The following is a 26474-nucleotide window of genomic DNA, read 5'->3' on the forward strand; positions in this document are numbered from 1 at the left end:
GAGTCGATGAGAGAAGAAAAGGAGGGGAACGAAGAAATGTACTGTTATCAATGCGAACAGACTGCGAAAGGGACGGGTTGTACTGCTTTTGGGGTATGTGGCAAATCGCCGGAAATTGCCGATCTTCAGGAATTGTTGATCCATATTACAAAAGGAATTTCCATGTATGCTCACAGATTAAGGCTTCTCGGCTCTAGTGATCATGAATTGGACGTTTTTGTTGTAGAAGCTCTTTTTACAACAATTACGAATGTAAACTTCGATGAAGAACGGATGGAGAGCATGCTTCGTTGGGCTGCTGCAATGAAAGACAGAGCCCGTCGTCTCTATGAGGTTGCCTGCTCTACTGCGGGGAAGACCCCAGAAATACTTGTTGGGCCAGCACGTTATGTACTGCCTCAAAACAGAGACGATATGATCAGAGATGGCGCTACTGTTACCCCTGAAGCGTGGAGCGCAAAATATGGTGAGGTTATACAGGGCCTTCGGGACTTAATATTATTCGGTCTGAAGGGAAGTGCAGCCTATACTGATCATGCTCATGTTCTTGGAATGGAAGACCCGACAATTTACGGCTTTTTCCATGAATTTTTGAGCTATCTCAGTGGTGAAACTTTTACCGTAGATGAATTGGTAGAGAAAGCTCTTGAGGCAGGGAAATGGAATATTTCCGTTATGGAACTTCTCGACAAGGCAAATACGTCTACCTACGGCCATCCAGAGCCTACATCTGTTCGAGTAACCCCGCTTAAAGGCAAATCTATAGTGGTATCAGGTCATGATTTGCGAGATTTAGAACTTCTTCTTCAGCAGACGGAAGGGAAGGGTATCAATATCTATACTCACGGCGAAATGTTACCATGTCTTGCCTATCCAAAGCTGAAAAAATATAAACACCTCGTGGGGAATTATGGTGGAGCCTGGCAAGATCAACGGGAAGAATTTGATCGTTTCCCGGGTGCGATTCTTATGACCACAAATTGTATACAGAAGCCCAAGGACTCGTACAAAAATAGGATTTTTACTACAGGGCTTGTTGCTTGGCCTGGGGTAAAACATATTGGTCCTGAAAAAGATTTTACCCCTGTCATTGAAGCAGCCCTCGATGCTCCTGGATTTCTTGAGGATTCACCAGAACATCGAATTCCCATAGGATTTGCTAGAAATACAGTTCTTTCTGTTGCTAATAAAGTTATAGACCTTGTGAAAGCAGGTAAAATACGCCATTTCTTCCTTATTGGTGGATGCGATGGGGCGAAGCCTGGACGGAGTTACTATACTGATTTTGCTATGATGACACCTAAAGATACGGTAATTCTAACTCTTGCTTGTGGCAAATATCGTTTCAACAAGCTGGATTTCGGTGAAATCGAAGGAATCCCTCGTCTTCTCGATATGGGGCAATGCAACGATGCCTATTCGGCAGTACAAGTGGCGATGGCTCTTGCTGATGCCTTTAAGACAGACGTAAATAGCCTTCCCCTTTCCATGATACTTTCGTGGTATGAACAGAAAGCTGTTTGTATTCTCCTTTCCCTGCTCTATCTCGGTATTCGAGATATGCGACTTGGTCCAAGTCTACCGGCTTTTGTGAAAAAGCCTGCCTTCGATGTCCTTCATGAAAAGTTGAATCTCATGCCCATTACGACGCCGGAAGAAGATTTAAAAGCCATTCTGGGGTAACGAATACTTTTAGAATTACCGAGCGTAAATATTTTTACAAGAAAGCCAGGAGAAATAAGGACTCCTGGCTTTTATTCTAAAAAGAAAGAATTGCGAATTTTTTTCGTCCTTCCTGGGAAAAGTGATTGCCAGAAGTGTGCTTTTAGGTATACACTAAATTAAGATATTACGATTATACCAGGAGGTGGCTCTTAATGCATAATGGCGTCGTAAAACTCGACGGTTGCTCTCTTACTATTGAAGATGTCGTACGAGTTGCAAGGTATAATGCCAAAGTGGAATTAGACGAAGGGGCTCTTGAGGCGGTTGAAAAAGCTTCTGCTCTTGTTGCTGAATGGGCTTCAGGAAACGACGTTATCTATGGGATCAATACCGGTTTTGGCGACTTGGCCACTGTTCCTATTTCGAGAAAAGATCGTCGCCAACTTCAAGAAAACCTTCTGAAAAGTCACGCTTGTGGCATAGGAGAACCCTTTGACGAAGAGACAGTTCGGGCCATTATGCTTCTTCGGATTAACACGTTGATTCGTGGGCACTCTGGCATTCGAGTGAGCACTTTACAACGCCTTACTGATTATCTAAATAGTGGAATTCATCCTGTTATACCTTCTCAAGGATCTGTTGGATCCAGCGGTGATTTGTGCCCTCTTTCACATCTCGCTATAACCCTCTTAGGCTTGGGGGAAGTTTTTCATCAGGGGCGCCGTCAGCCTGTCCGACGAGTTCTTCGTAAACTTGGCATGACACCTCTCTCCCTAGAAGCGAAGGAAGGACTTGCTCTTAATAATGGAACAACTGTCATGACAGCTATTGCTGCTCTTGCTGTATATGATGGGTACAATACGGCTAAAATAGCGGATATTGCGGCATGTATCTCTCTTGAGGCCCTTCATGGCGTTCCTTATGCTTTTGATGAAAGAACCCACGCTCTTCGTCCATACCATGGTCAGCTGACTGTTGCTTCGAATGTACGCCGAATAGTTTCAGGAAGCCAAATTATAGAGAAATTTAAGAAGAACAGGGTCCAAGATGCCTACTCGCTCCGATGTGTTCCTCAAGTTCATGGAGCAAGTAGAGATGCTCTTGACTATGTTCGAGATAAGGTTGCTGTAGAAATCAACGCTGTAACAGATAACCCTCTTATATTTGTAGATGACAGAGAAGCAATTAGTGGAGGGAACTTTCATGGACAACCAATAGCATTAGCTATGGATTTCTTCGGCATCGCCATGGCCGAATTGGCTAATATTTCAGAACGTCGAGTTGCCCGTCTTGTAGACGGGTCTCTTTCAGGGTTACCTCCGTTCCTTATCAATGAAAGTGGACTTAACAGTGGTTTTATGATTCCCCAATACGCAGCAGCATCTGTAGTCTCTGAAAACAAGGTCCTTGCGCATCCTTCCTCTGTGGATTCCATACCGACCTCTGCCAATCAGGAAGACCATGTTTCTATGGGAACGTATGGGGCAAGAAAAGGTCGAATGATCTTGAATAATACCCGCAAGGTCTTAGCTATAGAACTTCTTACTGCTGCTCAAGCTTTGGACTTCAGCATTTTGTTGGAACCGGGAAAAGGAACGAGAGCTGCTTATGATTCTATTCGGAGTGCAGTCCCCTTCTTGAAGCATGACGACTATATTCACCCTCTTATTCGGAGAGTTATCGAGCTTATGGATCGCAGCGAAGTGCTTCATGCAGTTGAAGAAGCTGTGGGGGTATTGGACTGACGTTTCGGAGAAAATTATGGTGTAAGATGATAAAAGGAGGTGAAGAAGTATGAGGCTTCAACATATGACGGTAGCAAGTTTTGTGGATCAGCTCTCTGCGGGCACCTCATCGCCGGGAGGAGGCAGTGTTGCTGCTCTGTGTGGTGCTCTGGCATCCGCGCTGGGAGGTTTGGTGGCCCGCCTTACTCGCTCGAAAGAGGGGTATAACCACGTGTGGCCTGACATGGAACATATTCGAGACAAAACAACAGTCTTTGCCGAACGATTCCTTTACCTTATGGAAGAGGACGTTCAAGCCTATGCTTCTTTTCTCGAGACAGGCCATCTTCCCACAGAAACTCCGGAAGAGGAGGATATTCGAGATCATTTTCGAGAGCAGACCATGAAAAAAGCGGTAGTGGTGCCTCTGGAGGTCTTGCGATGTTGTCGTGACGTTGTCCCTTTGCTACGAGATGTGGCAGCTTTGGGATGTAGAGTTGCGGTGAACGACGCCATAACAGGCCTTGCTTTAATTAGAGGGACTGTGGTGTCATCGTGTCTTACGGCCATAACAAATCTTGCTTTACTTTCGGATGAAGAGTTTTGCGCATCTGTTCGAGATGAAGCCTTGTCTCTTATGTACGATCTCAACATGGAAATAGACAGAACTCTGGAGAATTATCTTAAAGCTCTTGTAGGGCACTCTCAAGAGACGTTACCATAGCACTTGGAATGGGCCGACTATTCTGAAAAGTCTCACGGTCCTTGCGTTCTGTGAAAAAAAACGCATAATAGGAGCAAATTAATTTAGGGGGCTGTGAAATGATAGATAATGCCCGCATGCTTCGTACTTTTTTGGAGCTTGTGCAAATAAAAGCAGAATCAGGTAGGGAAGAAGCTGTTGCTCGATATGTGTCTCCCCATCTCCATAGGCTTGGGCTTTCGGTAAAAAAGAATGGGGAAGACAGTACTGGTAATGTTATTGCGACTCTTTCTCCTACTCCTGGACGGAGTGGGTGGATTGCTATAGCTGCTCATATGGACACGGTCCCTTTGGGGAACCCTGTAAAACCTGTATTTCGAGACGGGGCGATTTATTCTTCCGGGGATACTATTCTTGGAGCTGATGATCGAGTTGGGATTGCTTCCATTCTTGAGGCCCTCGAAACGGTTATAGAAAAGAGATTGCCCCATCCCGGTATCGAAGTGATTTTTACCGTGTCAGAGGAAGAAGGGCTTGTAGGGGCCAAGCGTCTAACAAGCGAAGATTTACAAGCTTCTATGGCTTTTATTGTAGATAGCTCTTCCGATCCAGGTCATATCGTAGTACAGGCGCCTTCTCATGTGAACCTCTCGTGGATTGTTGCCGGAAAAGCGGCTCATGCAGGAATTGCCCCTGAAAAAGGTGTGAATGCTATTGTAGCAGCAGCTGAAGGGATTGCTGCCATGAATATTGGCAGAATAGATCATGAGACAACCTCGAATGTGGGTATTATTCGTGGGGGTACAGCCACAAATATTGTTTGCGATAGCGTTTATGTAGAAGGAGAAGCCCGTTCTTTCTGTGAAAAAAAGCTGGAAGACCTTGTAAAGAGCATGGTAGACGCTATGGAGGCAGGGGTAGCAAAACGTGAGGCTTCCGTCCAGACGAAAGTTCAAAAATCCTATACAGGTTTTTCTCTAAAAGAGACCTCTCCGGTGGTACAGTGGGCGACCTCTGCCGTTAGGAGAAGTGGGTTGCTTCCAGTGCTTATCTCCACTGGAGGGGGAAGCGACGCTAATATCTTTAATGAAAAGGGTTTGCCGGCAGTGAACCTCGGAACTGGGGCTCAGAATGTCCACACCACAAAAGAATATATTTCCGAGCGGGATCTTTATACAATCGGAGATATTATTGTAGCTATTATGACGGGCGCATAGCGAGTTCTCTTAGTTACAATAGGAGCATCACCGTAGCGGGAACATGTAGCAGATCGAGAGGGCGTAGCTATTTTTTCTTGTTAAAATAGCCGCCCCATATGCTTCGAATATCGACCATGAAGACAAAGCCTCCGGCCTGACTTCCTATTTGCATTACCTTTTGACGGTCATTCCTGTCGCAGATGACCTTAAGAATTAACCGGGGGCCGTCTTTCCCTTCTCCTTCAACAATAGTGGTTCCAAAGCCTTCATCTCTAAGTCTTTCCGCAAGATGGCGACTTTCTTCGGTATCGTTTAGAATAATTTCTACGATAGTATGTCCTTTTAAAAGCTTTTCTTCCAATAAAGAGCCTAGGAAATTTCCCGTAGAGAAACCAAGAGCATAGGCGATAAAGCTTAAAGGACTGTTTAAACCCGCGTCGAGAACATATTTTAAACTCACGAGGTAGAGAGATATTTCGACGAAACCAATGGCCGATGCCTTGAATCGCTGGCCTTTGACAAGAAGAAGCATACGCATTGTAGCCAGAGAAACATCAGTACACCGGGCAAAAAATATTAATATAGTGGCAAGATTGAGTTCAAGGGACATATTTCTCCCTCCTCCGTTTGCCTATGACGAAACGTTCACTCCAGTCGGTGAATAGAAAAGCTTCTCACTCTCCTTCTCAGTTGTTGCGTTTTATAGCAAGCTCCGTGCGAGACATATATACTGGATGAGCTACACAGAGAGCTTCAACCTCTTCTCTGAATTCCTGGATTTTTGGGGGCTGGGAGTTTTCGAGAATTTTTATTATGAGCTGTGCCACAGCTTCTGTTTCTTCTTCCCTGAATCCGCGGCTTGTTACTCCGGCCAATCCAATGCGAATGCCGCTTGTTACGGTGGCCTTTTCTGGGTCGAAGGGAATGAGATTCATGTTTACTGTAATGCCAGCTTCTTCCAGTTTCTTTTCAGCCTCCCGACCTGTTATGTGTTTATTGCGCAGATCCACAAGCATGAGATGATTGTCCGTTCCCCCTGAGACAATGGTACAACCGTGAAGTCGAAGTATTTCAGCCATCTTTTTGGCATTTTTTAAAATTTGACGGGAATATAATTTGAACTCCTCTGTCATGGCGAGCTTAAAAGTAAGAGCTTTTGCTGCCATTATTTGGGGAATGGGACCACCCTGGATCCCAGGGAAAATAGCTTTATCTATACTGTCAGCATATTCCTTCCGGCAAAGAATGTTCCCTCCCCGTGCTCCTCGAAGAGTTTTAGTAGTGGTAAAAGTTATAAAATCAGCGTGTGGAACAGGGCTAGGATGGACGCCTGCAGCAACCAGCCCTGCAATGTGGGCCATATCCACCATAAAATAAGCGCCAACTTCGTGAGCTATATGAGCGAACCGTTCAAAATCGATATATCGTGAGTAGGCGCTGCCGCCAGCAATAATGAGCTTAGGATGAAGGGTGTGGGCCATTTCTTCCACGTGCTCATAATCTATGAGGCCAGTTTCTTTTTTTACTCCATAAGAATGAGCTTTAAAAATTTTCCCCGAAATATTGACGGGCGTTCCATGAGAAAGGTGTCCTCCATGGCGGAGGTCCATCCCAAGGATAGTGTCCCCAGGCTCTAAAATAGCCATAAAAACTGCGAGGTTAGCATTAACGCCAGAATGAGGCTGAACATTGGCATGCTCAGCACCAAAAAGTTTTTTAGCCCTTTCGATGGCAAGATTTTCGACAATATCAATAAACTTGCACCCACCATGATATCGCCTTCCAGGGTATCCTTCAGCGTATTTGTTCGTGAGGAGAGATCCCTGGGCTTCAAGAATAACTTCTGGAACAAAGTTTTCTGACGCTATGAGTTCAATGGTCAAATTTTGGCGCTGTTTTTCCCCTTCAATAGCAGCTCCCAACTCAGGATCAATAAAGTGGATCAGGTTCATTTATATACCTCCCTCTTTAGTGAGTAAAAAAGTGGCGCCGTGAAAAACAGCTTGAAGAGTGAGGCCATATAAAGAAGGGTGGAAGGAAAGAAAAAGGAACAACAAAATAAATCTCACCCCTTTAATCGCCCTTATTCTACGCCAAAAGGACGAAAATTTGCAATTGTATATGACATAAGCTGATCTCCTACCTGGTATTTCCCCAATTGCAGTAGCGGGTTCTCCATAAAGTTGAGTTTTGTACTCAATATAGTACTCATTTTAAGAATTTTTCATGACAAAAACTTTACAGAGATGGGTATTTAGACTATAAAAGATACTAGTTTGAGAACTATATCATTGTGAATGCAACATAAAGAGAGGAGGAGAGTGATTTTCATGAAGAAATATGTATTGAACATTCCAGATATGGCCTGTGGACATTGCGTAAAAAGAATTACAAAAGCTCTTGAAGAAAAGGGTTTTAGAAGCTTTGAGGTGATATTGGAAAATAAATCTGTCGTTATCGAGACCGATAACGTTGCTTTTGTTTTGGAAACTCTTGAAGAGGCAGGATACTCTGCTTCTGTGGCATAAAAGAGAAATAGAAAGTATAGAAAGGGAGCTTCGTTTTTATATGGTGCATAATCGTTCTTTTTTTTATTGCGTTGCAGCTTTTGTTTTTCTATGGGGACCCGTTCTTTACAAATGGTATGGAGGACCTGGTCGAGATATAGTCCTTCTTGTATGGGCTCTGCTTTTAGCTTGTGTTTGTCTTTTGAAGGATCGTTATGTTTTTGCTGTTCCTGCAGCAAAGATTCTTGCGTGGTTTCGTTCTGTTAATTCGGGGGAAACAGTGGATTTGCGAAATTCCGCGCCAGATTCTATTACGAAGAAATCTTCTTTGATGGGACAGTTGGGATGTATGCTTGCAGATTTCATAACGACATTCCGAAAAATTTTTTTAGAAATAATACAAAAATTACATTCTTTCACTTTTGCTTTTTTTCGGCTTGAAAGAAAGCTAGGTTCTTTTTCTCGTGCTTTTGAAGAGATGGCTCGAGAAGTAAACGAGGGGGTGCAAGCTGGGAATCAAGTTACAGATGCTATGCAGGCCCAATACGCTAGTTCAGAAGAGATTTCAACAACGGCTCAATCCCTTGCCCATCTAGCGGAGAATCTGAATGAGGTAGTAATCCGTGTTTCTGATCGGGCTGGCGATGGGCAAAAGAAGCTTGGCGATGCAGAAAGTTCTATTCGAGAGCTTGGTAAAGATGTTTTAGGAGTGGCTCAACGATCGGCCTCTCTCTCTGAAAAAGTGGCTTTAATCCAATCTGTGGTTCAAGTTTTGACAGGCATTTCAGATCAGACAAACCTTTTGGCCTTAAATGCTTCCATAGAAGCGGCTAGGGCTGGAGAGGCAGGGCGAGGTTTTGCCGTAGTGGCTGAAGAAGTCCGTAAGCTGGCAGAGGGAAGTCGCAAAGCGGCTCGAGATATAGGGGATAATCTGGAAGAGCTAGTTTCTGAGGTCCAGGGAGCTTCTAACGATGCTTCTGCTATTGTAGAGCGAGTAGAACAAACGGTAGTTCATGTTTCTGATGCTCTACAAGGAGTGGGAGATATTTTGAGCGATATTACAAGTGTTACTGAATCCACTCATCAGGTAGCATCAAGCGCACAGGAGCTTTCTGCTTCATCGCAAGAGTTGGCGACCTCTGCAGAGACTGTTACCAAACTCACTGGTTGCATGAAGAATGGATTCCAGCTTTTAGGGAGGAATGTAGATTCTTTCACGGAATCAGTGGCAGAACTCCTTGCTTTTACTCAGGAAGGCTCAAGTCAAGCCTATACTCTTTTAAAAAATATGGCTCGTGTCCAAGTAATAGAACGATGCGATTTTGCCGAAATTGCCGATGGGGCTATTCAAGCACATAAAGGATGGATCTCTCACCTTAAGGAGTATGTAGACGGAGGGAAATGGGATGTGGAAACAGATCCTACTCGATGTCAATTTGGGATATTCCTTTCCTTTATGGAGAAACCAGAAGTTATTGATGAACACCAGTGGAACGATCTTATGAAATGCCATGAAGAGCTGCATCGTCTCGGACACAGCGTTTTTGATGCTATGGAAGCAGGAAAAATCCAAGATGCTAAAAATGTATGCGCTCAGGCGTTAAAGATAAGCCAGACATTGGTAAAAAGCTTGGAACATATGAGCGCTCTTTGTCGACAGGGAGAAGAGTGTCGAGACTATCGGACAGGTCTTGTTCCTGTCGGGAAATAAGAAAATAAGTGTAAATTGGTAGATCTATAATAAAGTACCTTGGCAAGGGCCGATTTCTTTCTGAGACAGAGAGAGGTCGGCCCTTTTTACATACATATAGAGGGTATTATGATATGATATTTATAAATCCTATCTTTTTAATAGTCTTTTTATAGAGAGAAAAAGGAGTGAAGGAAATAATGGGAAATGAAGAAAGTGCTAAAAAAGTTTCTTTTTCTGTAACAGGTATGACATGCGCAACCTGTGCCAGAATGGTTGAACGATCTCTAAAAAAAGTGGATGGTGTCGTTTTTGCCGGCGTGAATCTTGCCACAGAGACGGCATTTGTTGTTCTTGAGAAGGATGTTCCCATGGAAATTTTAGAAGAAGCTGTTCGTAACGCTGGATATAATGTTTCCTACGAGGCACCGGAAGATCTGGATCGTCGTCGTTACCAGATTGCCCGCAAAAATTTAATTCTCAGCTGGATTCTTACTGTTCCTCTAATGGCTTTCATGTTTGCTCATATGGCAGGTTTTCATATGCCGTGGTTCCCATTGGTCGAGATTTTAGGCGGTGCCATTGTCCTTTTTGGGGCGGGGCACTCTTCTATGCAAGGAGCTTGGATTGCTCTTACACATTCTCATGCGAATATGGATGTCCTCGTCTCTTTGGGAGCTCTCGCTGCATGGGCTACTTCTCTTCTCTCTTTGAGCGGTGTGCATGTAACCTCTTTTGGATCTATTGGAGCAATGATTATTGCTTTACATGTGACCGGTCGTTTTATCGAGTCTCACTTAAGAGATCGGGCTTCCAAGGAGATAAAGGCCTTATTGGAAATTCAAGCTCGAGAAGCACGGGTTCTTAACGAAAATGGTACGGAAATAGCCATTCCTATTGAAGCAGTAAAAGAAGGCTTTACCCTCATTGTTCGTCCAGGAGAAAGAATTCCTGCAGATGGGCGTATTACAGATGGAATCACATCAGTAGATGAATCTATGATTACTGGGGAGTCCTTACCTGTGCAGAAAAAACAAGGTGATAGCGTAACAGGAGGTTCTCTGAACCTTACAGGTCCTTTAAAAGTTCAGGCAACACACGTTGGAGAGGATAGCTTCCTTTCACAGATGATCTCTCTTATTCAGGAAGCCCAAGGGGCAAAAATTCCTATACAGGCCTTTGCCGATCGCGTTACGAACTATTTTGTCCCTGCCGTAGCAACTCTTGCCCTTATAAGTGCTTTTTTCTGGTATTTTGGGGTGGATCGGTTCGGCTTTTTTCTTGATACCGCTGCTCGCTACCTCCCATGGGTTACAACTGTCAGAGATCCCCTCTCTCTTGCCATTTTTGGCTTTATATCCACCATTGTCATTGCTTGTCCCTGTGCCTTGGGGCTTGCCACTCCTATGGCTCTTATTACGGGGACTGGCGCGGCTTCAAGGAAGGGACTTATTATTCGAAATGCTGAAGCCATCCAAACGGCGAAAGAAGTTGGGATTGTGCTCATGGATAAAACAGGGACCCTTACCCAAGGGCATCCTTCTGTTGTAGATATCCAGGTCTCCGAAGAGGATTTAGAGGCTGTTGCGGCATTGGAGCGGCATTCTCTCCATCCCTTGGCGAAAGCTGTAGCAGCAGTGAAAAGAACGGACATAGAACCTAATTCCGTGGAGGAGATTATGGGAGAGGGAGTTAAAGGAACCATACGGGGAGAGGAATACTTTATTGGGAAACCTCAGGATCCTTCAAGGTACAATGAACAGCTTCTGTTGGGGCGTACGGTAGTAGAGGTTCAAAAGGGTGGCGTAGTTGTGGGGTTTCTTGCGATAGAAGATTCTCTTCGGGAGGATGGGGTTCGGGCAGTATCTCATCTGAAGAAGCTTGGCATTGTTCCTGTAATGGTGACAGGAGATAATGAAAGGACTGCGCAAGCGGTTGCCAAGCAAGTAGGAATTAATGAAGTTTATGCCGGAGTTCGGCCGGGAGAAAAATTGGATATATTGAGAAGATATCAAGCTATGGGGCGAAAGGTTCTTATGGTTGGAGATGGGATGAATGATGCGGCAGCATTAAAGGGCGCAGACATTGGCGTAGCTATTGGCTCTGGCACCGATCTTGCCATTGACAGCGCAGATATGGTAGTAGTGAAAGGTGGAGTTTCTGCTATTGTTGATGCCATCCATATCTCAAGGCAAACTTTTACGGTTATTCGTCAAAATCTTTTCTGGGCTTTCGCCTATAATATTATTGCTATTCCTTTAGCTATGGGGGCCCTGCTCCATCCTGCAATTGCTGAAACAGCTATGGCGTTTAGTTCCATCTCTGTTATTTTGAATTCCATGCGGATTCGTTCCTAAAAGATCCCGTTACAAGAGTCAAAAGAATATATGGACAAAGCTTCCTTTGCCCACTTAAAAGTTAGAAGAGACCGCCTTTTTAGGCGGTCTCTGTATTTTCTACACTAGCAATGACCGTGACAGCCTGAACAGCCTCCGCCGCACCCGCTGCACCCACCATTACGGAGAGCATCGATAGCGGGTACGAATACATCAAGAATATCTTCCAGGTCATTCACCCCTTCATCAGCATCGGTGAGACCAAAAGCTTCTTTTATTGCAGGAACTGTATCGGCACCATCTACAATAGCCTGTACTATGTCACGGAGCGTAATGTCTTTCGACGTAATGACCACAGTTTCTCCAGGAACCATACCCCAGTCCATATTCTTTACCTCCTTATAGAAAACATGGTGGTATTGTAAAGGAAAAGAAGGAAAAAATAAATAGAATATTTTCAGGCTCTCCTTTCCTGTATGACTCCTTTGTTTCCATGAATGTGAAGGGTTTTTAGGCTCGGTTGTTTTTATCTTTTTTATCTCAAAAATATTATTAATAAGGGATAATTTTTTATGAAAAAAAGAAAAATGCTTTTAAAAAATAAATTGTATTGACTTTTTTGTCGAATAGAGTGTAAAGTAATAAATACAATAAAACTTCAGCAGGTGTACGGGAAGTCCGGTGAAAAACCGGCGCGGACCCGCCACTGTGTGCTTGATGATGGGACCATATACCACTGGAAAGAGTTCTTTTCTGGGAAGGGGGGCCCAAAGAGTGAGAGCAAGCCAGGAGACCGGCCTGATGAAGAGATGCAAGTTCCCGCGAGGATTCGGGAAGGCTTGTGGAAAAGCCTCTCTTAAAAGATAAAGGGGCAATTTCGCTTTTAAACTCTTAGCCTTTAATGGCCGTCCTCGGGGGACGGCCATTTTTTATTATAGGAGGATGAGAGTTATGAAGCGGGAGCACGTGGATTTGTTCCAGAACTCCGTAAACCCAAGTAGGTTTACTTTGCTTGAGCAGACGGTAAATGCGCTGGAAGCAAATGGCACATCTCTTCCAGAAGAATATACACGCAGCACCATCCTTTCTCCCATAGATCGATACATTTCCTATGTGAATGGATGTTTGAACAGGGACGGAAATATTGTGATTTCCGCAGATTTTCTTGAGAATTCGCGCTTACTCATTAACACATTGCGGAAAGATATTGAGGCTATTTCTGTTCCTCACGAAGAAGACCTCCAACTCAAGGGCAGAGAAAAGGCTCTCTTTGTTGAAGCTCACCTCAATCTTATCAATGCTGCTCGAGATTGGATGAGCGCTGTTGCTTCGGAGTCTTCAAGCGAGACAATAAAGATCTATCTTTTATATTGCCGAGCCTGCCTCCGTTCTTTGAGGCTTTTAGAACCTTTATGGTGTAGTCGTGAAAAGGAGGCCATCGCATAATGAATTGTCAGAACCATCCCCTTTCTCCTCTTTTTGCTCCACGTAGCATTGCTATTGTAGGAGCGTCTGCCAATCTTGATAGCCTTACTGGGCGTACGGTTAAAGCGTTACAACGTTTCGGATATGATGGGACTATCTACCCCGTTAATCCCAAATACGACACGGTAGGAGGTCTCCCCTGCTATAAAGATTTAGCTCATATCCCTACTTCAACTGATGTGGCTCTTATTAGTGTCAAGGCCCATCTTGTCCCATCTATTCTTCGAACATGCGTTCAAAAAGATATTCATCATGTGATTATTTATTCCTCTGGTTTTGCTGAAGCTGGCGATGGGTCTCTCCAAAAAGAAATGATGGATGTTGCTCGTGGAGGAAATATCCGCATTCTGGGGCCTAACTGTCAAGGGCTTCTGAACCTCTCTGAAGGAATACCCCTCACTTTCTCGGGAGCTCTTTACAATGCAGAACCTCCAGCGCCTGGACACGTGGCCTTTGTTTCTCAAAGCGGAGCGTTTGGTTTTTCTTCTTTTGGTGTGGGGCTTGATTATGGCGTTCGATATCGATATGTGGTGACGACAGGGAATCAAGCTGACATCGACGCTGTAGAGTGTGCCGGATATGTTATTACCGATCCGGAAGTTCGCCTTCTCATGATGTATCTTGAAGGCATTGAAAACGGGGAACGCTTTCTGGAACTGGTTCGAGAAGCGAGAGAACGAGATATTGCAGTAGCCGTATTAAAGGCGGGGCGTTCCCCCTCTGCTCAAAAAGCTGCGCGTAGCCATACGGCAGCTCTTACGGGAGATGACGCTGTCTGGAACGCAATTTTTGCCCAATATGGTGTTATTCCCTTAAAAGACATGGACGATATTATTGGCATAGGGCAGCTTTTTGGTGCTGCTCCTCGTACTGCTGGTGATAAGGCTGCTATTCTTACTACTTCTGGTGGTGCTGGTATTGTTATGGCTGATTGTCTTAGTGATTTAAAAATGAAGGTCCCCGAGTTTTCAAATCAAACTCGTCAGGAAATTGGGGAGGCGATTCCCTCTTTTGGTGCCTCGAGAAACCCAGTGGATATGACAGTTCAGATTTCAGAAAAGCCGGATAATTTTCGTCACGTTCTTAATGCGGCTCTTCATGACCCTAATATAGACATGGTAATCACCGCTCTCTCCATGATTGTTGGCGATGCTGGGGCTCTGATGGCAGATGAGTTGATTAAGAGCTACCAGAACACAAATAAGCCTCAAGCAGCAGTATGGATGATTGACAACGATCATGGGGGAGCCTTTATTGAGCGTCTCAAAGCATCTGGTTTCCCTATATTTCAAAGTTTCAGACAGTGTGCACGAGCTTTGAAGGCTTTAAGAAATTGGGAGAATCGACTCCCCTTCCCTGTCACGAAAGTAGCGTATCGAGATCCTATATTGCGCTCTTTCCCTCCTAAATTGACAGAGTACGATGCAAAGCGATTGCTGGATAGATATCATATTCCTGTAACAAAGGAACGGCTTTGTCGCGATATGGAGGAGGCTTTTGATGCGGCGGAAGAAATTGGTTTCCCCGTGGCGCTCAAAGGTATGTCTGCAGAAATTTTTCATAAAACGGAAGCTGATATTGTTACATTGGATATTCGTTCTTTTGATGAAATGCGCCATGCTTTGAAACGGACGAGAGAAAATTTAAAAAAACATGTTTCAGATCATGAGATACAAGGGTTTCTCGTTCAGGAAATGGTAAAAGGTGGCATGGAGTGTATTGTGGGAGTAAAGCGAGATCCGGTTTTTGGCCCTATTGTAGCCGTAGGTTTAGGGGGTATTTATGTAGAGGTGCTCAGTGACGTATCTCTTCGTCATGCCCCGGTAGATGAAAAAGAAGCACTCTGTATGATAAAGAAGCTGAAAGGGTACGGTTTCCTCTCAGGAGCGAGGGGACAGCGGCATAGAGATGTGGAGGCGTTGGCGAAAATTGTAAGTAAGGTTTCCCAATTGGCATGCATAGAAGAAGATTTACTAGAGCTCGATATCAATCCTGTTTTCGTCATGCCTGAAGGAGAAGGAGCAGTAGCCGCAGATGCTCTTGTAATTCGGCGAAATGGATATTGAAAGGAGGCCGCTTTCCCCTCAAGGCACGTAGACAATATAGTGTAGCTTGCAAGACTATGTAGTTGCCATCATTACCCATTTGTTCAGCACCCCGAATGTTAGATTTCAAATCTAACATTTGGGGTGTACTTTTCTAAAGATCCTGCCTTTTTTTGGTTTATCCGGGATTTAACGGTATAATATATTAATGTCAAACTATATAAACAAATATAAATATATGAAGGAGGAATGATCAGTGGCCTGTGCTCCCGTTTACGAAACAAGGCCGGTACGTATTCAGCGCGATATAAAACACATTGCTTCATTGGGGAAAGACAAGGCCGGACGAACCTGTTTTACCTATAGTCAACAGGATAAAGACGTTCGTGATTTTTTGATTGAAACGCTTCAAGGTCTGAATCTCTCTATTGCAGTGGATGGGGTAGGGAATATTCGTGCTCGATATGAAGGAAAGAGTCCTGATGCTCCTATAGTGATGAGTGGTTCTCACATTGATTCCGTGCGGCAGGGCGGGAAATTTGACGGTGTGGCCGGTGTTGTCGCGGCCCTTGAAGCGGTGCGAACAATGGTAGATGAAGGGCTTGTTCCGATACATCCGGTGGAAGTTGTTATCTTCTCTGAGGAAGAAGGGGCGAACTTTGGGCCTTGCTGCGCTGGCAGCAAAGCTATGATTGGCCGATATACAGTGAAAGACTTGAAAAAACTGAAAACCCCAGCAGGTACGTCTATGTACACTATGGCTCAAGAGTGTGGTTATAATCCAGATTCCATGCCTAACAGTGTTTTACGTCCTGGAGATGTAAAAGCTTTTTTAGAGCTTCATATAGAACAGGGGCCATCTCTTGATGCAGCAGGTGTTCCAATAGGAATTGTGGAAGCTATTAACGGTCTTCGGCAGATGAGGGTAGACGTTCGAGGCGTGGCGAATCATGCAGGAGGAACTCTTATGGCCTTGCGGCAAGATAGTCTCCTTGCTGCTTCCCGTATGATTCTAGCAGTAGAAGAAATCGTGCGGGAGGAAGGGGCTGATACTACAGTGGGAACTGTAGGACACATAGAGTGCAGCCCAAATGTATGGAATATTATTCCAGGGAGAGTAACTTTTTCTATTGATATTCGCGATGTCTGTGAGAAGACAATGGATAGAGTTGTAGAGAAAGTGAAAGAGCGCATCCAAGATATTGCAACAGCATGTCATGTAGAAAGCAGAGTCTCTTCCCTTGCTTCTTTGGAAGCGGTGCGTCTCTCCCCTCAAGTTATCGAAGTTTTGGAGAAAAAAGCTAAAGAGCTAGGTACCCCTTACAAAAAAATAAATAGTGGGGCTGTTCATGATGCGGTACTGCTTCGATCTATAACTGATGTAGGTATGATCTTTGTCCCAAGCATTGGGGGGCGAAGTCATTGTCCAGAGGAAGAGACAGATGTTGAAGATATTAAGAAGGGTGCAGATATTCTTCTTGCTTCTATTCTGGAATTAGCAGGTTTTGTAAAAGAATAGCGTATTCGTTATGCCAGTTCTCTATTCCACAGCGCTAGACCTAGAAGGGATGCCCCTTCTAGGTCTGCGATAGAGTGTCTTTACAGAAAAAGTTAAGCGAGCCGTTTTTTCTCCTGCCCATGAATAAGAGCATCTTTTGCTGCCATAATTAAAAGTTGTAAACGGTTGTCGTTATTTGTTCGACTTGTACCGGGATCGAGGTCGAGGCAGAGCAAATCCAGCTCAGGGTAGAGTCGACGCAACACGCCTTCTACTCCTTTCCCTGTAATATGGTTGGCAAGACATCCAAAAGGCTGAAGGCATACGATATGGTTGATGCCCTTCTCTAACATATCAATCATTTCTGCGGGGAGTAACCACCCTTCTCCAGCTTGATTGGCCAGACTGGTGACGCGAGTTACTTTCTTAGAGAGGGTTTTGAGAGTTTGACGAGGCAGTGCGAAACGGAAATTCTTTAAAACGGCCTCTAATTTACTTTCAAAATAACCTGTTAACGTTTCCATAAAAAGATTTCCTAGAACATCGAGTAATCCTGGTTCACATAGATACGCCTTCCAGTTATAGACATCGCTTCGGAATTTCATAAAGAAAAAGGACGAGAGAGGGGGCAGCACTGGTTCAACACCATGGGCGATAAGTTTATCTACAAGAAAATCTTGGGCGAACTCGTTATAATTTACAAATATCTCTCCCACAATTCCTATTCGCGGAATGTCCTCTTCTTTCATGGGAAGCCCATTAAATGTAGCGACTGCTTCTTCCATAAGGTCTATAAGTTCTGAAAAAGTCCCTCTATTTTTAAGGAAATCTCCAAGATGGCGAAGGTATTTCAGGTAAATAGTCTTTGCACTTCCACCTGAAAACTCTCTTGGGGCCGTAGAGAGAAAGAGAGAGGCTAAAAGATCAGCTCCGAGTAAGCCGTAGAGTAAGCCCTGTGCAGCATCTTTTTTAGAGACATAAAACCCCGCCGTTTCAAAATTTTCTACACCGAAAGTAGGGACTTCCACATCGGGGAAACCGGCGCTTGCTAAAGCTTTTCGGGCGAGTGGCACATAATTAGTTGCTCGACACTGTCCCCCAGTTTGAGTGAGAAGAACAGCGGCGTTTTTAGCTGTATATTGCTTTTCCATAAAGGCTTTGAGAATGTCACCAATAACTACAATAGCTGGATAACACATATCGTTATGAACATATTCCAACCCGATATCTACAGATTGCTGCGTTTGCGGAGGAAGAATTTCTGCTTCGAGGCCTAATCCTTGTAGAAGAGAAGGTAACAAAGGTGAATAGAGAGCAGAAAACCAAGGCATAACGAGTTTCTTTCGTGAAATCTTTTGTTCCTCATGGAAGAAATTTTCATATTTTTGTGAAGGTGAAGGTCGATTGAATTCAAGAATGGAGCGGAGTCGAATCCTTGCTGCTCCAAGATTAGTGATCTCATCTATTTTTATGAGAGAGTAACTGCATCCTGCTTCTCGTACGATAGCTTCCAGCTCATCTCCTGTTACAGCGTCAACTCCACATCCGAATGATGATATGTGAACTAAATCGAGGCCTTCCTTGGCGGTAGCCTTGGCACCAGCATAAAGACGGTTAGTATAGGCCCATTGAGTGACGACCTTGCAGTTACTGAGACTATGTCCTGGGAAATGTGCTGTTAGGAGGTCAGCCGGTATGGCATCAGCCCCGAGATCAGCGATAAGGTCAAATATCCCATGATTAATGAGAGGGTCCATATGGTAAGGGCGACAGGCTATAGCCAATATATGTCGTTTCGCAGCTCTGCTTTCATCGAGAGCTTTTTGGGCCTCCTCTCGTACCGTTTTTTCGTAATGTTGTTGAGCATGGAGAGCGATTTTAAAAGCAACTGCCACACGATGCCTGTTTATTCCCAAGAACTTCCCATACTCGTGGACTTGTTTATTGAAAAGGACGGGTTTTCTTAAAGAAAAAACAGGGCTATCCAAGGGGATGTGATATTGCCCTTCGGGGTCGAGAGCGCTTCTGATTACATCGGCGTAGCTACAGACGACAGGGCAGTTATAGCTGTTATTTGCTGTTCTAATTTCATTCCGCTCATGAACAATAATAGGCATAAAGATACGGTCTACTCCCATTTCCGTAAGGGCTACAATATGACCGTGAGCAAGTTTTGCCGGGAAGCAGATGTTTTCAGCCATAACGGACGATACGCCTCGTTCATGAATGTTTTCATCGGAAGGGGGAGAAAGTACCACTTTATAACCACACTCTCTGAAGAACGTACACCAGAAAGGATAAAGCTCATACATGCTTAATGCCCTGGGAATTCCAATGGTTCCCGCGGGGGAGCCTGTCGGCTCTGTGGGACAGTTGAAGAGAGTGTCGTAGCGAGTCTTGAAGAAATTATGCCCCCGCGCAACTCTTTGTCCATTATTGAAAATCTTTCTACATCTGTTTCCAGTATAAAATTTTTGCCCATTTGAAAAAGTAAGGCTCGTTACGGCACAACTGTTGGTACATCCATGACAGCGGAAATTTTGGGCGGAAGGTTCTTCCCATGTCTCCAGAATATGGGAAATATCCTTATGTTCCCCTTCCACCGCCTCCTCCTGCCACTGCTTTGCTGTATAAATAGCTGCTCCCCATGCCCCCATAAGACCAGCTTCTACTGGCCTTACTACGCGGCGCTTGGTAATGACTTCGAGAGCTCTTAGGATTGCAGGATTTTGGAATGTCCCTCCTTGAACGACAATAACAGGTCCAAGTTCGCTATAGTCACGTATTTTAAGGACTTTATGGAGAGAATTTCGTATTACAGAGTATGCCAAGCCAGCGGCAATGTCTCGAATATCTCTTCCTTCGTTAAGAGCCTGCTTTACGCTTGAGTTCATAAAAACCGTACATCGAGTCCCAAGATCGCAAGGGTGTTTAGCTTCGCAAGCATATTGAGCAAAAGATTCCATAGAAAGCCCCAGAGACTCGGCAAATGTTTGGATAAAGCTTCCACACCCAGAAGAACAGGCTTCATTGAGTTTTATAGTTTCTAGGTGGTTGTCTTTGATGCTCATGGCCTTCATGTCTTGTCCACCGATATCGAGAATAAAAGAGACGTTGGGGCATAGGGTGCGAGCCGCAATGAAATGCGCCATAGTCTCTACAAGGCTATGGTGAAGTTCCAAAGCTTTCCTTATTAAATCTTCCCCGTAACCAGTACTGGCTCCTGCCACAATAGAGAGGTCTTCTCGATGGTTTTCCATGAGAGTTTTCTTAAAACTGGTCAGGGCACGATGGGTAATTTCCAGAACATCCCCTTTATTTGTTTCATAGTGGGAAAGAACCATCTTGTGATTTTTGTCTATGAGGACGAGTTTTGTAGTAGTGGAACCAGAATCTACACCAAGAAAAAGGGGGCCCTCCGCTTTTTGGACTGAGACGGAGGGAAGGGAGTATTGCTTGTGACGTTCTTCCCAAAAGCCTCTCTCTTTTTTGCTCTCGAATAGAGGAGGTAAATCTGTCCTAATGATATGAATATGTCCTGATTTTTCTGACAAACGAGATATAAGTTTGCCCAAAGATAGGCTGTTTTCCTCGTTGCTTTCATGAAAAAGGGCAGTGCCGAGGGCTGGCAATAATCTGGGATGGTCATATGCAGCAATGTCCTGATTTTGATCGAGTCCCAGATAAGAGACGAAAGATTGGCGCAAGCCGGGGAAGAAAGAAAGGGGGCCGCCGGCAAAGAGTACTTGACCGCGAATGGTTCTCCCACGAGAGAGTGAGGAGAGAACATGAAGGGCAATGGACTTAAAGACAGAGGCGACAATATCCTCCGGTTTAGCTCGTTGTGCCAGAAGAGACTGAATATCTGTTTTGGCAAAAACGCCACATCGAGAGGCAATAGTGTAAATAGCTTTCCCTTTGGAAGAGAGAGTGTTGAGAGAATCGAGACCAACACCTAACAACGATGCAATTTGATCGATAAAAGCTCCTGTCCCACCGGCGCAAGCTCCATTCATGTTCATATCGGGGTTGAGGTTATCGTCGAAGAAGATCATTTTAGAATCTTCTCCGCCAAGTTCTATCATGGTTCGCACTTTCGGCATCCTGCGACGAATATAGCGAGCTGCCGCCACTACTTCCTGCACAAAGGGGAGGGAAAACTGTGAGGCCATATTCATTCCTGCCGAACCGGTGATAGCGACGTCAAGAGCCATATCTCCTAATTTTTCAGCGCATAAGTGAAGAATGGAAAGAAGAGTTCCAGAAGGATCTGTGTTGTGTCGTTCATAAGCAGAAAAAAGCAACTGCCCCTCGGGATGACATACCACAACCTTCACTGTAGTTGAACCAAGATCAATGCCCATAGGAAAAACTGTTTCCATGAATATCACCTGCTTGGCACAGCTACGATGAAAACAATGCTATGCTTATAGTTCTTTAATTGTACCTTCCAAAAGGGTAAATGCACAAGGAATTAGAGATAATAGCATGAGGAAGAATGCAGTTAATCTCTTGTGAGAGGCATTTCGCTGCCTTTATTGAAAGAAATCTCTACTTTTTCCCCGTCACTTCTCTGGCGATCTTCCCGGCTTAAAATATCTACCTCAATGGTTTGTCCACTTACATCCACAAAATAGGTTGTTATGGCACCTTTAAACTGGCGTCCGCTAATATATCCTGAAAGGATGCCTTTCTCATAAGAGAAAGAAAGATCTTCTGGGTGAATGGCTACTTTCTCTCCCCCCTTGAGGGTTATGATGTTGCTTCGTCCAATAAAATCGGCGACGAAGGAGTTTTCTGCGCGCCTATAGATGTCTTGAGGGGTCCCAATTTGTATGATTTGTCCTTTTTCCATAACGACAATCCTATGGGAGAGAGCCAGCGCCTCTTCCTGATCGTGGGTAACGTAAAGAGTCGTAATTCCCAAACTACTTTGAATCTGGAAAATTTCGCGCCTCATACGCACCCGAAGCTTCGCATCAAGATTGCTAAGAGGTTCGTCAAGAAGAAGAACTTTAGGTCTTGTTACAAGAGCTCTGGCAAGAGCAACTCGTTGCTGCTCTCCTCCGCTTAATTGCCCGATTGTTTTTGAGCCGGAGAGAGGGAGTCCTACTTTCTCGAGCATCTCCATTCCCATAGTACAGGCTTTTTCCCGGGGAATTTTTCGAAACTTAAGTCCGTATATTACATTTTCAAGTACTGTCATATGAGGGAAAAGAGCATAGCTTTGAAAAACAGTAGCTGTTGGTCGTTTTTCCGGAGGAAGAGCTGTAATATCGTCCCCTTCGAGAATAATGTGTCCATTGTCTGGCTTAAGAAACCCTCCCACCATGCGGAGCGTTGTGGTTTTTCCACAGCCACTTGGACCAAGAAGAGCTACAAGTTCCCCTTCTTCTATATCAATAGAAAAATTGTGCACAGCATAAAGGTGCCCAAATTTTTTATCGAGTCGCTTCAATTGAAGGTACATGGCTTCTCCTCACTTTTTTAGACGAATTCTTTCCCTTGTGAAGCAAAACATAAGAGAAAGCAGCGTTAATGATCATTACCACAATAATAATAACGGAGGCCATAACAGACCCTACTCCTATATCCCCTTGTTGTATGGCATCGAACATTTCGACGGTGGCAACTTTTGTATAAGGGGTAATTAAGAAAATAATGCCACCAATAGTAGTCATAGTAAAAGTAAAGGTGTTAATGAAACTTACCAGAAAAGTAGATTTTAAGAGAGGCAGAATAACATCTTTTAACACGTAAATATCGCTCCCACCCTGGTCTTTCACGGCATCTTCAAGCTCTGTGTTGATTTGATTGAGCACAGAAATTCCACTTTTTATGCCCAGAGTCAACTGGCGGTAAATACAGTTCGTGATAACAAGGAAGCCAGTTCCTAGAAAAAACTCTGGTAACCAGTTAAAGGCGAGAAGGTAGGCAATCCCGAAAAATGGACCCGGTAAAATAAAAGGGAGGTCGGCGATGAAATCAATGACTCTTGCCATAGGCCTATTCTTTCTTCCTAAAAACCAGGCGAGAAGAACTCCCATAATGCCTGCTGTCAGCGCTGCTATTACAGAGTATTGGATGCTACGAATAAGGCTGCTGAGTTTGGTGAGCTTCAAGATTTTTATATGCTGAAGGGTGAAAGAAAAGTTCACTCCCCAGGTTTTTGTAAAAGCACCACAGAAAATAGTTCCATACTTCATAAGTTCAAAGAAAACAAATCCCCATGTACCAATAAAGACTATACAGTTGACCCATAAAGGCAATCCAAGTAAGTCCTCATCTACGCTTGCTGTTTTTGAAGAAAGCATGGGAACTTTTCCCAGAATCTTCCTGTACAGAAGGAAGACGATGAAAGCAGGGATTAAAAGAAGCGTGGAAATAGCAGAGGCCTTCGGGAAATCGTAGCTCCCGATGGCAGTCATATATGCTTGCGTAGCCAAAACATTATAATTCCCGCCAATGAACATAGGAGTTCCGAAGTCAGAAAGGGAACGAATAAAAACAATAAGAGCTGCCGTGATAATTCCGGGCTTTGCTAAAGGAAGGGTAATGCGCCAAAGAGTATGCCAACGACTGGCCCCCAAGTCAAGAGAAGCCTGTTCCAGACTTTGATCAACTCCCTGAAGAACAGCAATAATCAGGAAGGCAGCAATGGTGGCAAAACTGATGGATTCAATAAGAATGACGCCATGGGGTCCATAAGGACTCCAATGCAAGCCCAGCAGTTTCCATGTAACGAGCCCACGCCGGCCAAAAAGCATGATATATGCTAATGACGATACGAAAGGGGGAGAAATAAGAGAAAGAAGCAGAACCGCAAGCACTACCTTTTTACCCTTATTTTTTGAATGGGTAACATAAAGAGCACAGCAAAGGCCGATAAAAAGGGCGAAAAAAGTAGTCCATAATCCTACAAAAAGGCTGTTGCGCACAAGGGACTGATTGATAGTAAAAAGATCTCTGTAGTGTTCAAGGCTGAAAACACCATGAACAAAAACGCTCTCTTTCAATACAGCTAAAGTGGGCCAGAGAATGAAGATAAAAACATTAACGGCTAAAAAAAGATAAAGACAAAAGGGGGCATCAAAAGATGCCCCGCAAAGTTTACTGCTCCGCTTTACTGCCAAATTCCTTCTGCCACCTTTCAATGATGCTCTTTCTCATTTCACCGGACTTTACAGCATCGACAACAACAATCTTGGCCTCTTTAAGCCCCCGCAAATATTCTGGGACATCTGCGTCAGGTCTTGTCCCGACTTTGGCAGTGTGAGCCATTTGGACTTCTTGTCCTCGCTTTGAAAGGCACCAGTCGACGAAAGCTTTAGCTGCTTCCATATTTTTTGCGCCCTTCATGATAGCAATGGGTGAAATAAAGCCAGGTGTTCCTTCTTCTGGAAAAATTGATACTACAGGGTACCCTTGTTCAATAAGCTTTACGCCACAGTCATAGGGATCGATGCCAATGGCGACTTCTCCAAGAGAAGCTTTATTAGGAGGGGCAGCTCCTCTTTTAGTATAAAAGGGGATGTTAGAATCGAGTTTATTGATATACTCCCAACCTTGTTCTTCTCCAAAAATTTGAATAAGGTGAAAAAGGACAGAGTAATTTGTACCGGAGATAGCAGGATTGCTCATAAGAATCTCCCCTTTATACTCTGGTTTCCCAAGGTCTGCCCAGCTCTTTGGCATAGGGAGTCCTTTTTCTTTCATAACGTCTTTATTGATAAGAAAATCCACTGCGCATACAGATAAACCAGTCCAATATCCGTCGGGATCCTTATATTCCGCAGGGATTTTTTCTGATTCTGGGGATATATAAGGTTCAAGGAACCCCTCTCGTGCTGCTTCCACGTAGCTATCGACCCCACCACTAAACCAGGCATCAGCAAGAACTTTACCTTTAGCGGCTCTAAGACGAGTGAGCACTTCGCCAGAAGACATGTTCAAGTAGTTTACCTTAATGCCAGTATCTTTAGTAAACTCTGCCATAATTTCATCAATACCAGTAGCTGCAATAAAAATACTGATAGTCTGTCCAGCCAAGGGTTTATCGGCACTGGCAAAAGCCATAGGGCCAGAAAACATAACAAGACAGGCGAGTAAAAGGGCTGCAAGTACTTTTTTCACGGTGTGTCCTCCTTAGTTTATTTGTTTAAGTAATATGCATTATTCCGAGGACTCATATTAAGTGAAAGGGAGGTAGTAGTCAATATTGCCATGAGTATTATTCCTATATTTATTATGTGAGTTTTTGGCAGCAACTTTAAATTGCTTCTCTTCCTTTTTTTGGGGGGAGTTTATGTGTCGTAATTTGGAATTTCTTATCATATAGAATTGAATTATAAATATAGAACAAGAGCTGTCTTGTAAGACAGCTCTTGTTCTAGCGTGTATTGGGAGGTGTGGTGCTTTTGTGTTTCCCTATTGCAATTCTTTTGATGCGATAGCTTTGAACTCTTCGTCTGTAAGAAGGCGACGGTTCTTTATGCCAAAATCCTTAACTTCAGCAAGAATATTCCGCATCTGGTCTTCTGTTGCCTTTATACCGAGTTTCTCAAGATTGACTTCAACAGATTTGACGCCGCTTTTCTTCCCAAGTACTATCTGAGGCTCATTTCCCACAAATTCCGGATTCAGAGAGAACATGGCAAGAGGTTTTTCTCTCAACATCTCAATGCCGATGCCAGATTCTCTGGTGAAGATGCGATCGCCAATAATAGGTTCATTCCCTGCAAGAGGGACGTTGCACATAGCAGATATTTCATCGGCAATTTTTTTGAAGGCTCCAAAGTCTGTGCCATAGTCCATATTAAACATAACTTTTAGTGCCATGAGCACCTGGAAAAGGGATGTGTTTCCAGTACGTTCGCCTAAACTATTCAAGCATGTGTGGATAACGTCTGCTCCTCCTTCTACAGCAGCGAGGCTGTTGGCTAGGGCCATACCAAAATCGTTATGTGTGTGGACTTCAACAGAAAGTCCGGTAAGGTTTTTGACCCTGCGTACAAGTTGGAACATGGCTCCCGGAAGGATACATCCTGTAGTGTCAACAACTCCCACACTGTCGGGAGCACAATAGTCGCAAACGGAGCCTAGAAGGTTCTTAAGATCTTCCCAATCAGCTCGGGTTGTATCGTAAGGGAAAAGCACCGTATATAAGCCAGCATCTTTCGATGCTTTGACTGCTTCTTTCGTTTTTTTTGCCACGTCTTCCCATGTCCAGCCAAATTGATAGAGGAGCTTGGGCTTTCCTATAGGAACCTCAATGACGACTCCATGAGCCCCACATTCCGTAGCCATCTCTATATCTTTGACCATAGCTCGGGCAAATGTGAATATTTTTGCTGGAAGATTGTCTTTTACAATAGATTTAATGGCTTCCTTATCTGCCTCGGATACGGCAGGCATACCGGCTTCAATACGTTCAACACCCATATTGGCAAGAATACGAGCGATTTTCAGCTTGTCTTCAGGAGTGAAGACAACTCCTGGAGTTTGCTCCCCATCTCGAAGGGTTGCGTCATGAATTTGAACATGCTCAGGTAGAGCCAATGTTTGACGATATTCTTCGTTGAACGGGCTTGTCCACCAGTTCTCTGTTTGGTAGTGTGTCATT

The 26474-nt window shown here is 44.2% G+C and carries 18 protein-coding genes and 1 riboswitch; of the genes, 10 read left to right on the top strand and 8 right to left on the bottom strand.

Annotation, left to right across the window (positions count from 1 at the left end):
* The first annotated feature begins 36 nt into the window (after window positions 1-36).
* From hcp to K360_RS0100810, 4 genes are all read left to right on the top strand, one after another.
* Window positions 37-1683: a hydroxylamine reductase gene (gene hcp / locus K360_RS0100795; RefSeq protein WP_024821286.1), complete on the top strand. Its 1647-nt coding sequence runs from the start codon at window positions 37-39 to the stop codon at window positions 1681-1683.
* A 194-nt stretch (window positions 1684-1877) separates the two neighbouring features.
* Window positions 1878-3410 (top strand): histidine ammonia-lyase, encoded by a 1533-nt coding sequence (gene hutH / locus K360_RS0100800; RefSeq protein ID WP_024821287.1) that lies wholly within the window; start codon window positions 1878-1880, stop codon window positions 3408-3410.
* 49 nt (window positions 3411-3459) lie between these two features.
* Complete coding sequence (locus K360_RS10340; protein WP_024821288.1) at window positions 3460-4113, top strand: cyclodeaminase/cyclohydrolase family protein; 654 nt, start codon at window positions 3460-3462, stop codon at window positions 4111-4113.
* Between the two features lie 98 nt (window positions 4114-4211).
* A complete protein-coding gene (locus K360_RS0100810; protein WP_024821289.1) occupies window positions 4212-5309 on the top strand; it encodes a M20/M25/M40 family metallo-hydrolase in 1098 nt (365 codons plus the stop codon).
* 67 nt (window positions 5310-5376) lie between these two features.
* Here the strand turns inward: K360_RS0100810 and K360_RS0100815 are convergent, their stop codons facing one another.
* Together K360_RS0100815 and K360_RS0100820 are read right to left on the bottom strand one after the other, a co-directional pair.
* The gene (locus tag K360_RS0100815) at window positions 5377-5901 is read right to left on the bottom strand and encodes a DUF2179 domain-containing protein (RefSeq protein ID WP_024821290.1); all 525 of its coding nucleotides are present in this window, start codon (window positions 5899-5901) and stop codon (window positions 5377-5379) included.
* Between the two features lie 76 nt (window positions 5902-5977).
* The gene (locus K360_RS0100820; protein WP_024821291.1) at window positions 5978-7243 is read right to left on the bottom strand and encodes a serine hydroxymethyltransferase; all 1266 of its coding nucleotides are present in this window, start codon (window positions 7241-7243) and stop codon (window positions 5978-5980) included.
* A gap of 378 nt (window positions 7244-7621) precedes the next feature.
* Here K360_RS0100820 and K360_RS0100830 point away from each other — a divergent pair, with 378 nt between their 5' ends.
* From K360_RS0100830 to K360_RS0100840, 3 genes are all read left to right on the top strand, one after another.
* The gene (locus K360_RS0100830) at window positions 7622-7819 is read left to right on the top strand and encodes a heavy-metal-associated domain-containing protein (RefSeq protein ID WP_024821292.1); all 198 of its coding nucleotides are present in this window, start codon (window positions 7622-7624) and stop codon (window positions 7817-7819) included.
* A 40-nt stretch (window positions 7820-7859) separates the two neighbouring features.
* The gene (locus tag K360_RS0100835) at window positions 7860-9509 is read left to right on the top strand and encodes a methyl-accepting chemotaxis protein (protein ID WP_024821293.1); all 1650 of its coding nucleotides are present in this window, start codon (window positions 7860-7862) and stop codon (window positions 9507-9509) included.
* Window positions 9510-9688: 179 nt separating this feature from the next.
* Window positions 9689-11845, top strand: a complete 2157-nt coding sequence (locus tag K360_RS0100840) for a heavy metal translocating P-type ATPase (RefSeq protein ID WP_034326151.1) — start codon at window positions 9689-9691, stop codon at window positions 11843-11845.
* A gap of 104 nt (window positions 11846-11949) precedes the next feature.
* Here K360_RS0100840 and K360_RS0100845 read toward each other — a convergent pair whose 3' ends face one another.
* The gene (locus tag K360_RS0100845) at window positions 11950-12210 is read right to left on the bottom strand and encodes a hypothetical protein (RefSeq protein ID WP_024821295.1); all 261 of its coding nucleotides are present in this window, start codon (window positions 12208-12210) and stop codon (window positions 11950-11952) included.
* Window positions 12211-12470: 260 nt separating this feature from the next.
* Window positions 12471-12640: riboswitch (cobalamin riboswitch) on the top strand.
* A gap of 135 nt (window positions 12641-12775) precedes the next feature.
* Between K360_RS0100845 and K360_RS0100855 the strand changes: the two genes are divergently transcribed.
* The 3 genes from K360_RS0100855 (at window position 12776) to K360_RS0100865 (ending at window position 16873) form a co-directional block, all read left to right on the top strand.
* Window positions 12776-13270: a hypothetical protein gene (locus K360_RS0100855; RefSeq protein ID WP_024821296.1), complete on the top strand. Its 495-nt coding sequence runs from the start codon at window positions 12776-12778 to the stop codon at window positions 13268-13270.
* Window positions 13270-15375, top strand: a complete 2106-nt coding sequence (locus K360_RS0100860; RefSeq protein WP_024821297.1) for an acetate--CoA ligase family protein — start codon at window positions 13270-13272, stop codon at window positions 15373-15375. The genes K360_RS0100855 and K360_RS0100860 overlap by 1 nt, the downstream gene beginning before the upstream one ends.
* Before the next feature lie 235 nt (window positions 15376-15610).
* Window positions 15611-16873, top strand: coding sequence for a M20 family metallo-hydrolase (locus K360_RS0100865; protein WP_024821298.1), 1263 nt, complete (start codon window positions 15611-15613; stop codon window positions 16871-16873).
* A gap of 92 nt (window positions 16874-16965) precedes the next feature.
* On the opposite strand, the gene K360_RS0100870 is transcribed toward K360_RS0100865, so the two are convergent.
* From K360_RS0100870 to K360_RS0100890, 5 genes are all read right to left on the bottom strand, one after another.
* A complete protein-coding gene (locus K360_RS0100870) occupies window positions 16966-21234 on the bottom strand; it encodes an acyl-CoA dehydratase activase-related protein (protein WP_024821299.1) in 4269 nt (1422 codons plus the stop codon).
* 122 nt (window positions 21235-21356) lie between these two features.
* Complete coding sequence (locus tag K360_RS0100875) at window positions 21357-22322, bottom strand: ABC transporter ATP-binding protein (protein ID WP_024821300.1); 966 nt, start codon at window positions 22320-22322, stop codon at window positions 21357-21359.
* Window positions 22294-23985: an ABC transporter permease gene (locus K360_RS0100880; protein WP_024821301.1), complete on the bottom strand. Its 1692-nt coding sequence runs from the start codon at window positions 23983-23985 to the stop codon at window positions 22294-22296. The genes K360_RS0100875 and K360_RS0100880 overlap by 29 nt, the downstream gene beginning before the upstream one ends.
* Window positions 23963-24985, bottom strand: coding sequence for an ABC transporter substrate-binding protein (locus tag K360_RS0100885; protein WP_024821302.1), 1023 nt, complete (start codon window positions 24983-24985; stop codon window positions 23963-23965). Before K360_RS0100885 ends, K360_RS0100880 begins: the two co-directional genes overlap by 23 nt.
* Window positions 24986-25279: 294 nt before the next feature.
* Window positions 25280-26473: a homocitrate synthase/isopropylmalate synthase family protein gene (locus K360_RS0100890; protein ID WP_024821303.1), complete on the bottom strand. Its 1194-nt coding sequence runs from the start codon at window positions 26471-26473 to the stop codon at window positions 25280-25282.
* Between the last annotated feature and the right edge of the window lies 1 nt (window position 26474).

Origin of the sequence: Aminobacterium mobile DSM 12262 (genome assembly GCF_000526395.1) — a bacterium.
In the GTDB taxonomy this organism is placed as follows: domain Bacteria; phylum Synergistota; class Synergistia; order Synergistales; family Aminobacteriaceae; genus Aminobacterium; species Aminobacterium mobile.

Excerpts from the sequence above, each read along its gene's own strand:
- K360_RS0100890 (WP_024821303.1), bottom strand. The coding sequence starts at position 26,473 with ATGACACACTACCAAACAGAGAACTGGTGGACAAGCCCGTTCAACGAA.
- K360_RS0100875 (WP_024821300.1), bottom strand. The coding sequence starts at position 22,322 with ATGTACCTTCAATTGAAGCGACTCGATAAAAAATTTGGGCACCTTTAT.
- K360_RS0100815 (WP_024821290.1), bottom strand. The coding sequence starts at position 5,901 with ATGTCCCTTGAACTCAATCTTGCCACTATATTAATATTTTTTGCCCGG.
- K360_RS0100840 (WP_034326151.1), top strand. The coding sequence starts at position 9,689 with ATGGGAAATGAAGAAAGTGCTAAAAAAGTTTCTTTTTCTGTAACAGGT.
- K360_RS0100870 (WP_024821299.1), bottom strand. The coding sequence starts at position 21,234 with ATGGAAACAGTTTTTCCTATGGGCATTGATCTTGGTTCAACTACAGTG.
- hutH (WP_024821287.1), top strand. The coding sequence starts at position 1,878 with ATGCATAATGGCGTCGTAAAACTCGACGGTTGCTCTCTTACTATTGAA.
- K360_RS0100835 (WP_024821293.1), top strand. The coding sequence starts at position 7,860 with ATGGTGCATAATCGTTCTTTTTTTTATTGCGTTGCAGCTTTTGTTTTT.
- K360_RS0100860 (WP_024821297.1), top strand. The coding sequence starts at position 13,270 with ATGAATTGTCAGAACCATCCCCTTTCTCCTCTTTTTGCTCCACGTAGC.
- K360_RS0100855 (WP_024821296.1), top strand. The coding sequence starts at position 12,776 with ATGAAGCGGGAGCACGTGGATTTGTTCCAGAACTCCGTAAACCCAAGT.
- hcp (WP_024821286.1), top strand. The coding sequence starts at position 37 with ATGTACTGTTATCAATGCGAACAGACTGCGAAAGGGACGGGTTGTACT.
- K360_RS0100820 (WP_024821291.1), bottom strand. The coding sequence starts at position 7,243 with ATGAACCTGATCCACTTTATTGATCCTGAGTTGGGAGCTGCTATTGAA.
- K360_RS0100830 (WP_024821292.1), top strand. The coding sequence starts at position 7,622 with ATGAAGAAATATGTATTGAACATTCCAGATATGGCCTGTGGACATTGC.
- K360_RS0100810 (WP_024821289.1), top strand. The coding sequence starts at position 4,212 with ATGATAGATAATGCCCGCATGCTTCGTACTTTTTTGGAGCTTGTGCAA.
- K360_RS10340 (WP_024821288.1), top strand. The coding sequence starts at position 3,460 with ATGAGGCTTCAACATATGACGGTAGCAAGTTTTGTGGATCAGCTCTCT.
- K360_RS0100845 (WP_024821295.1), bottom strand. The coding sequence starts at position 12,210 with ATGGACTGGGGTATGGTTCCTGGAGAAACTGTGGTCATTACGTCGAAA.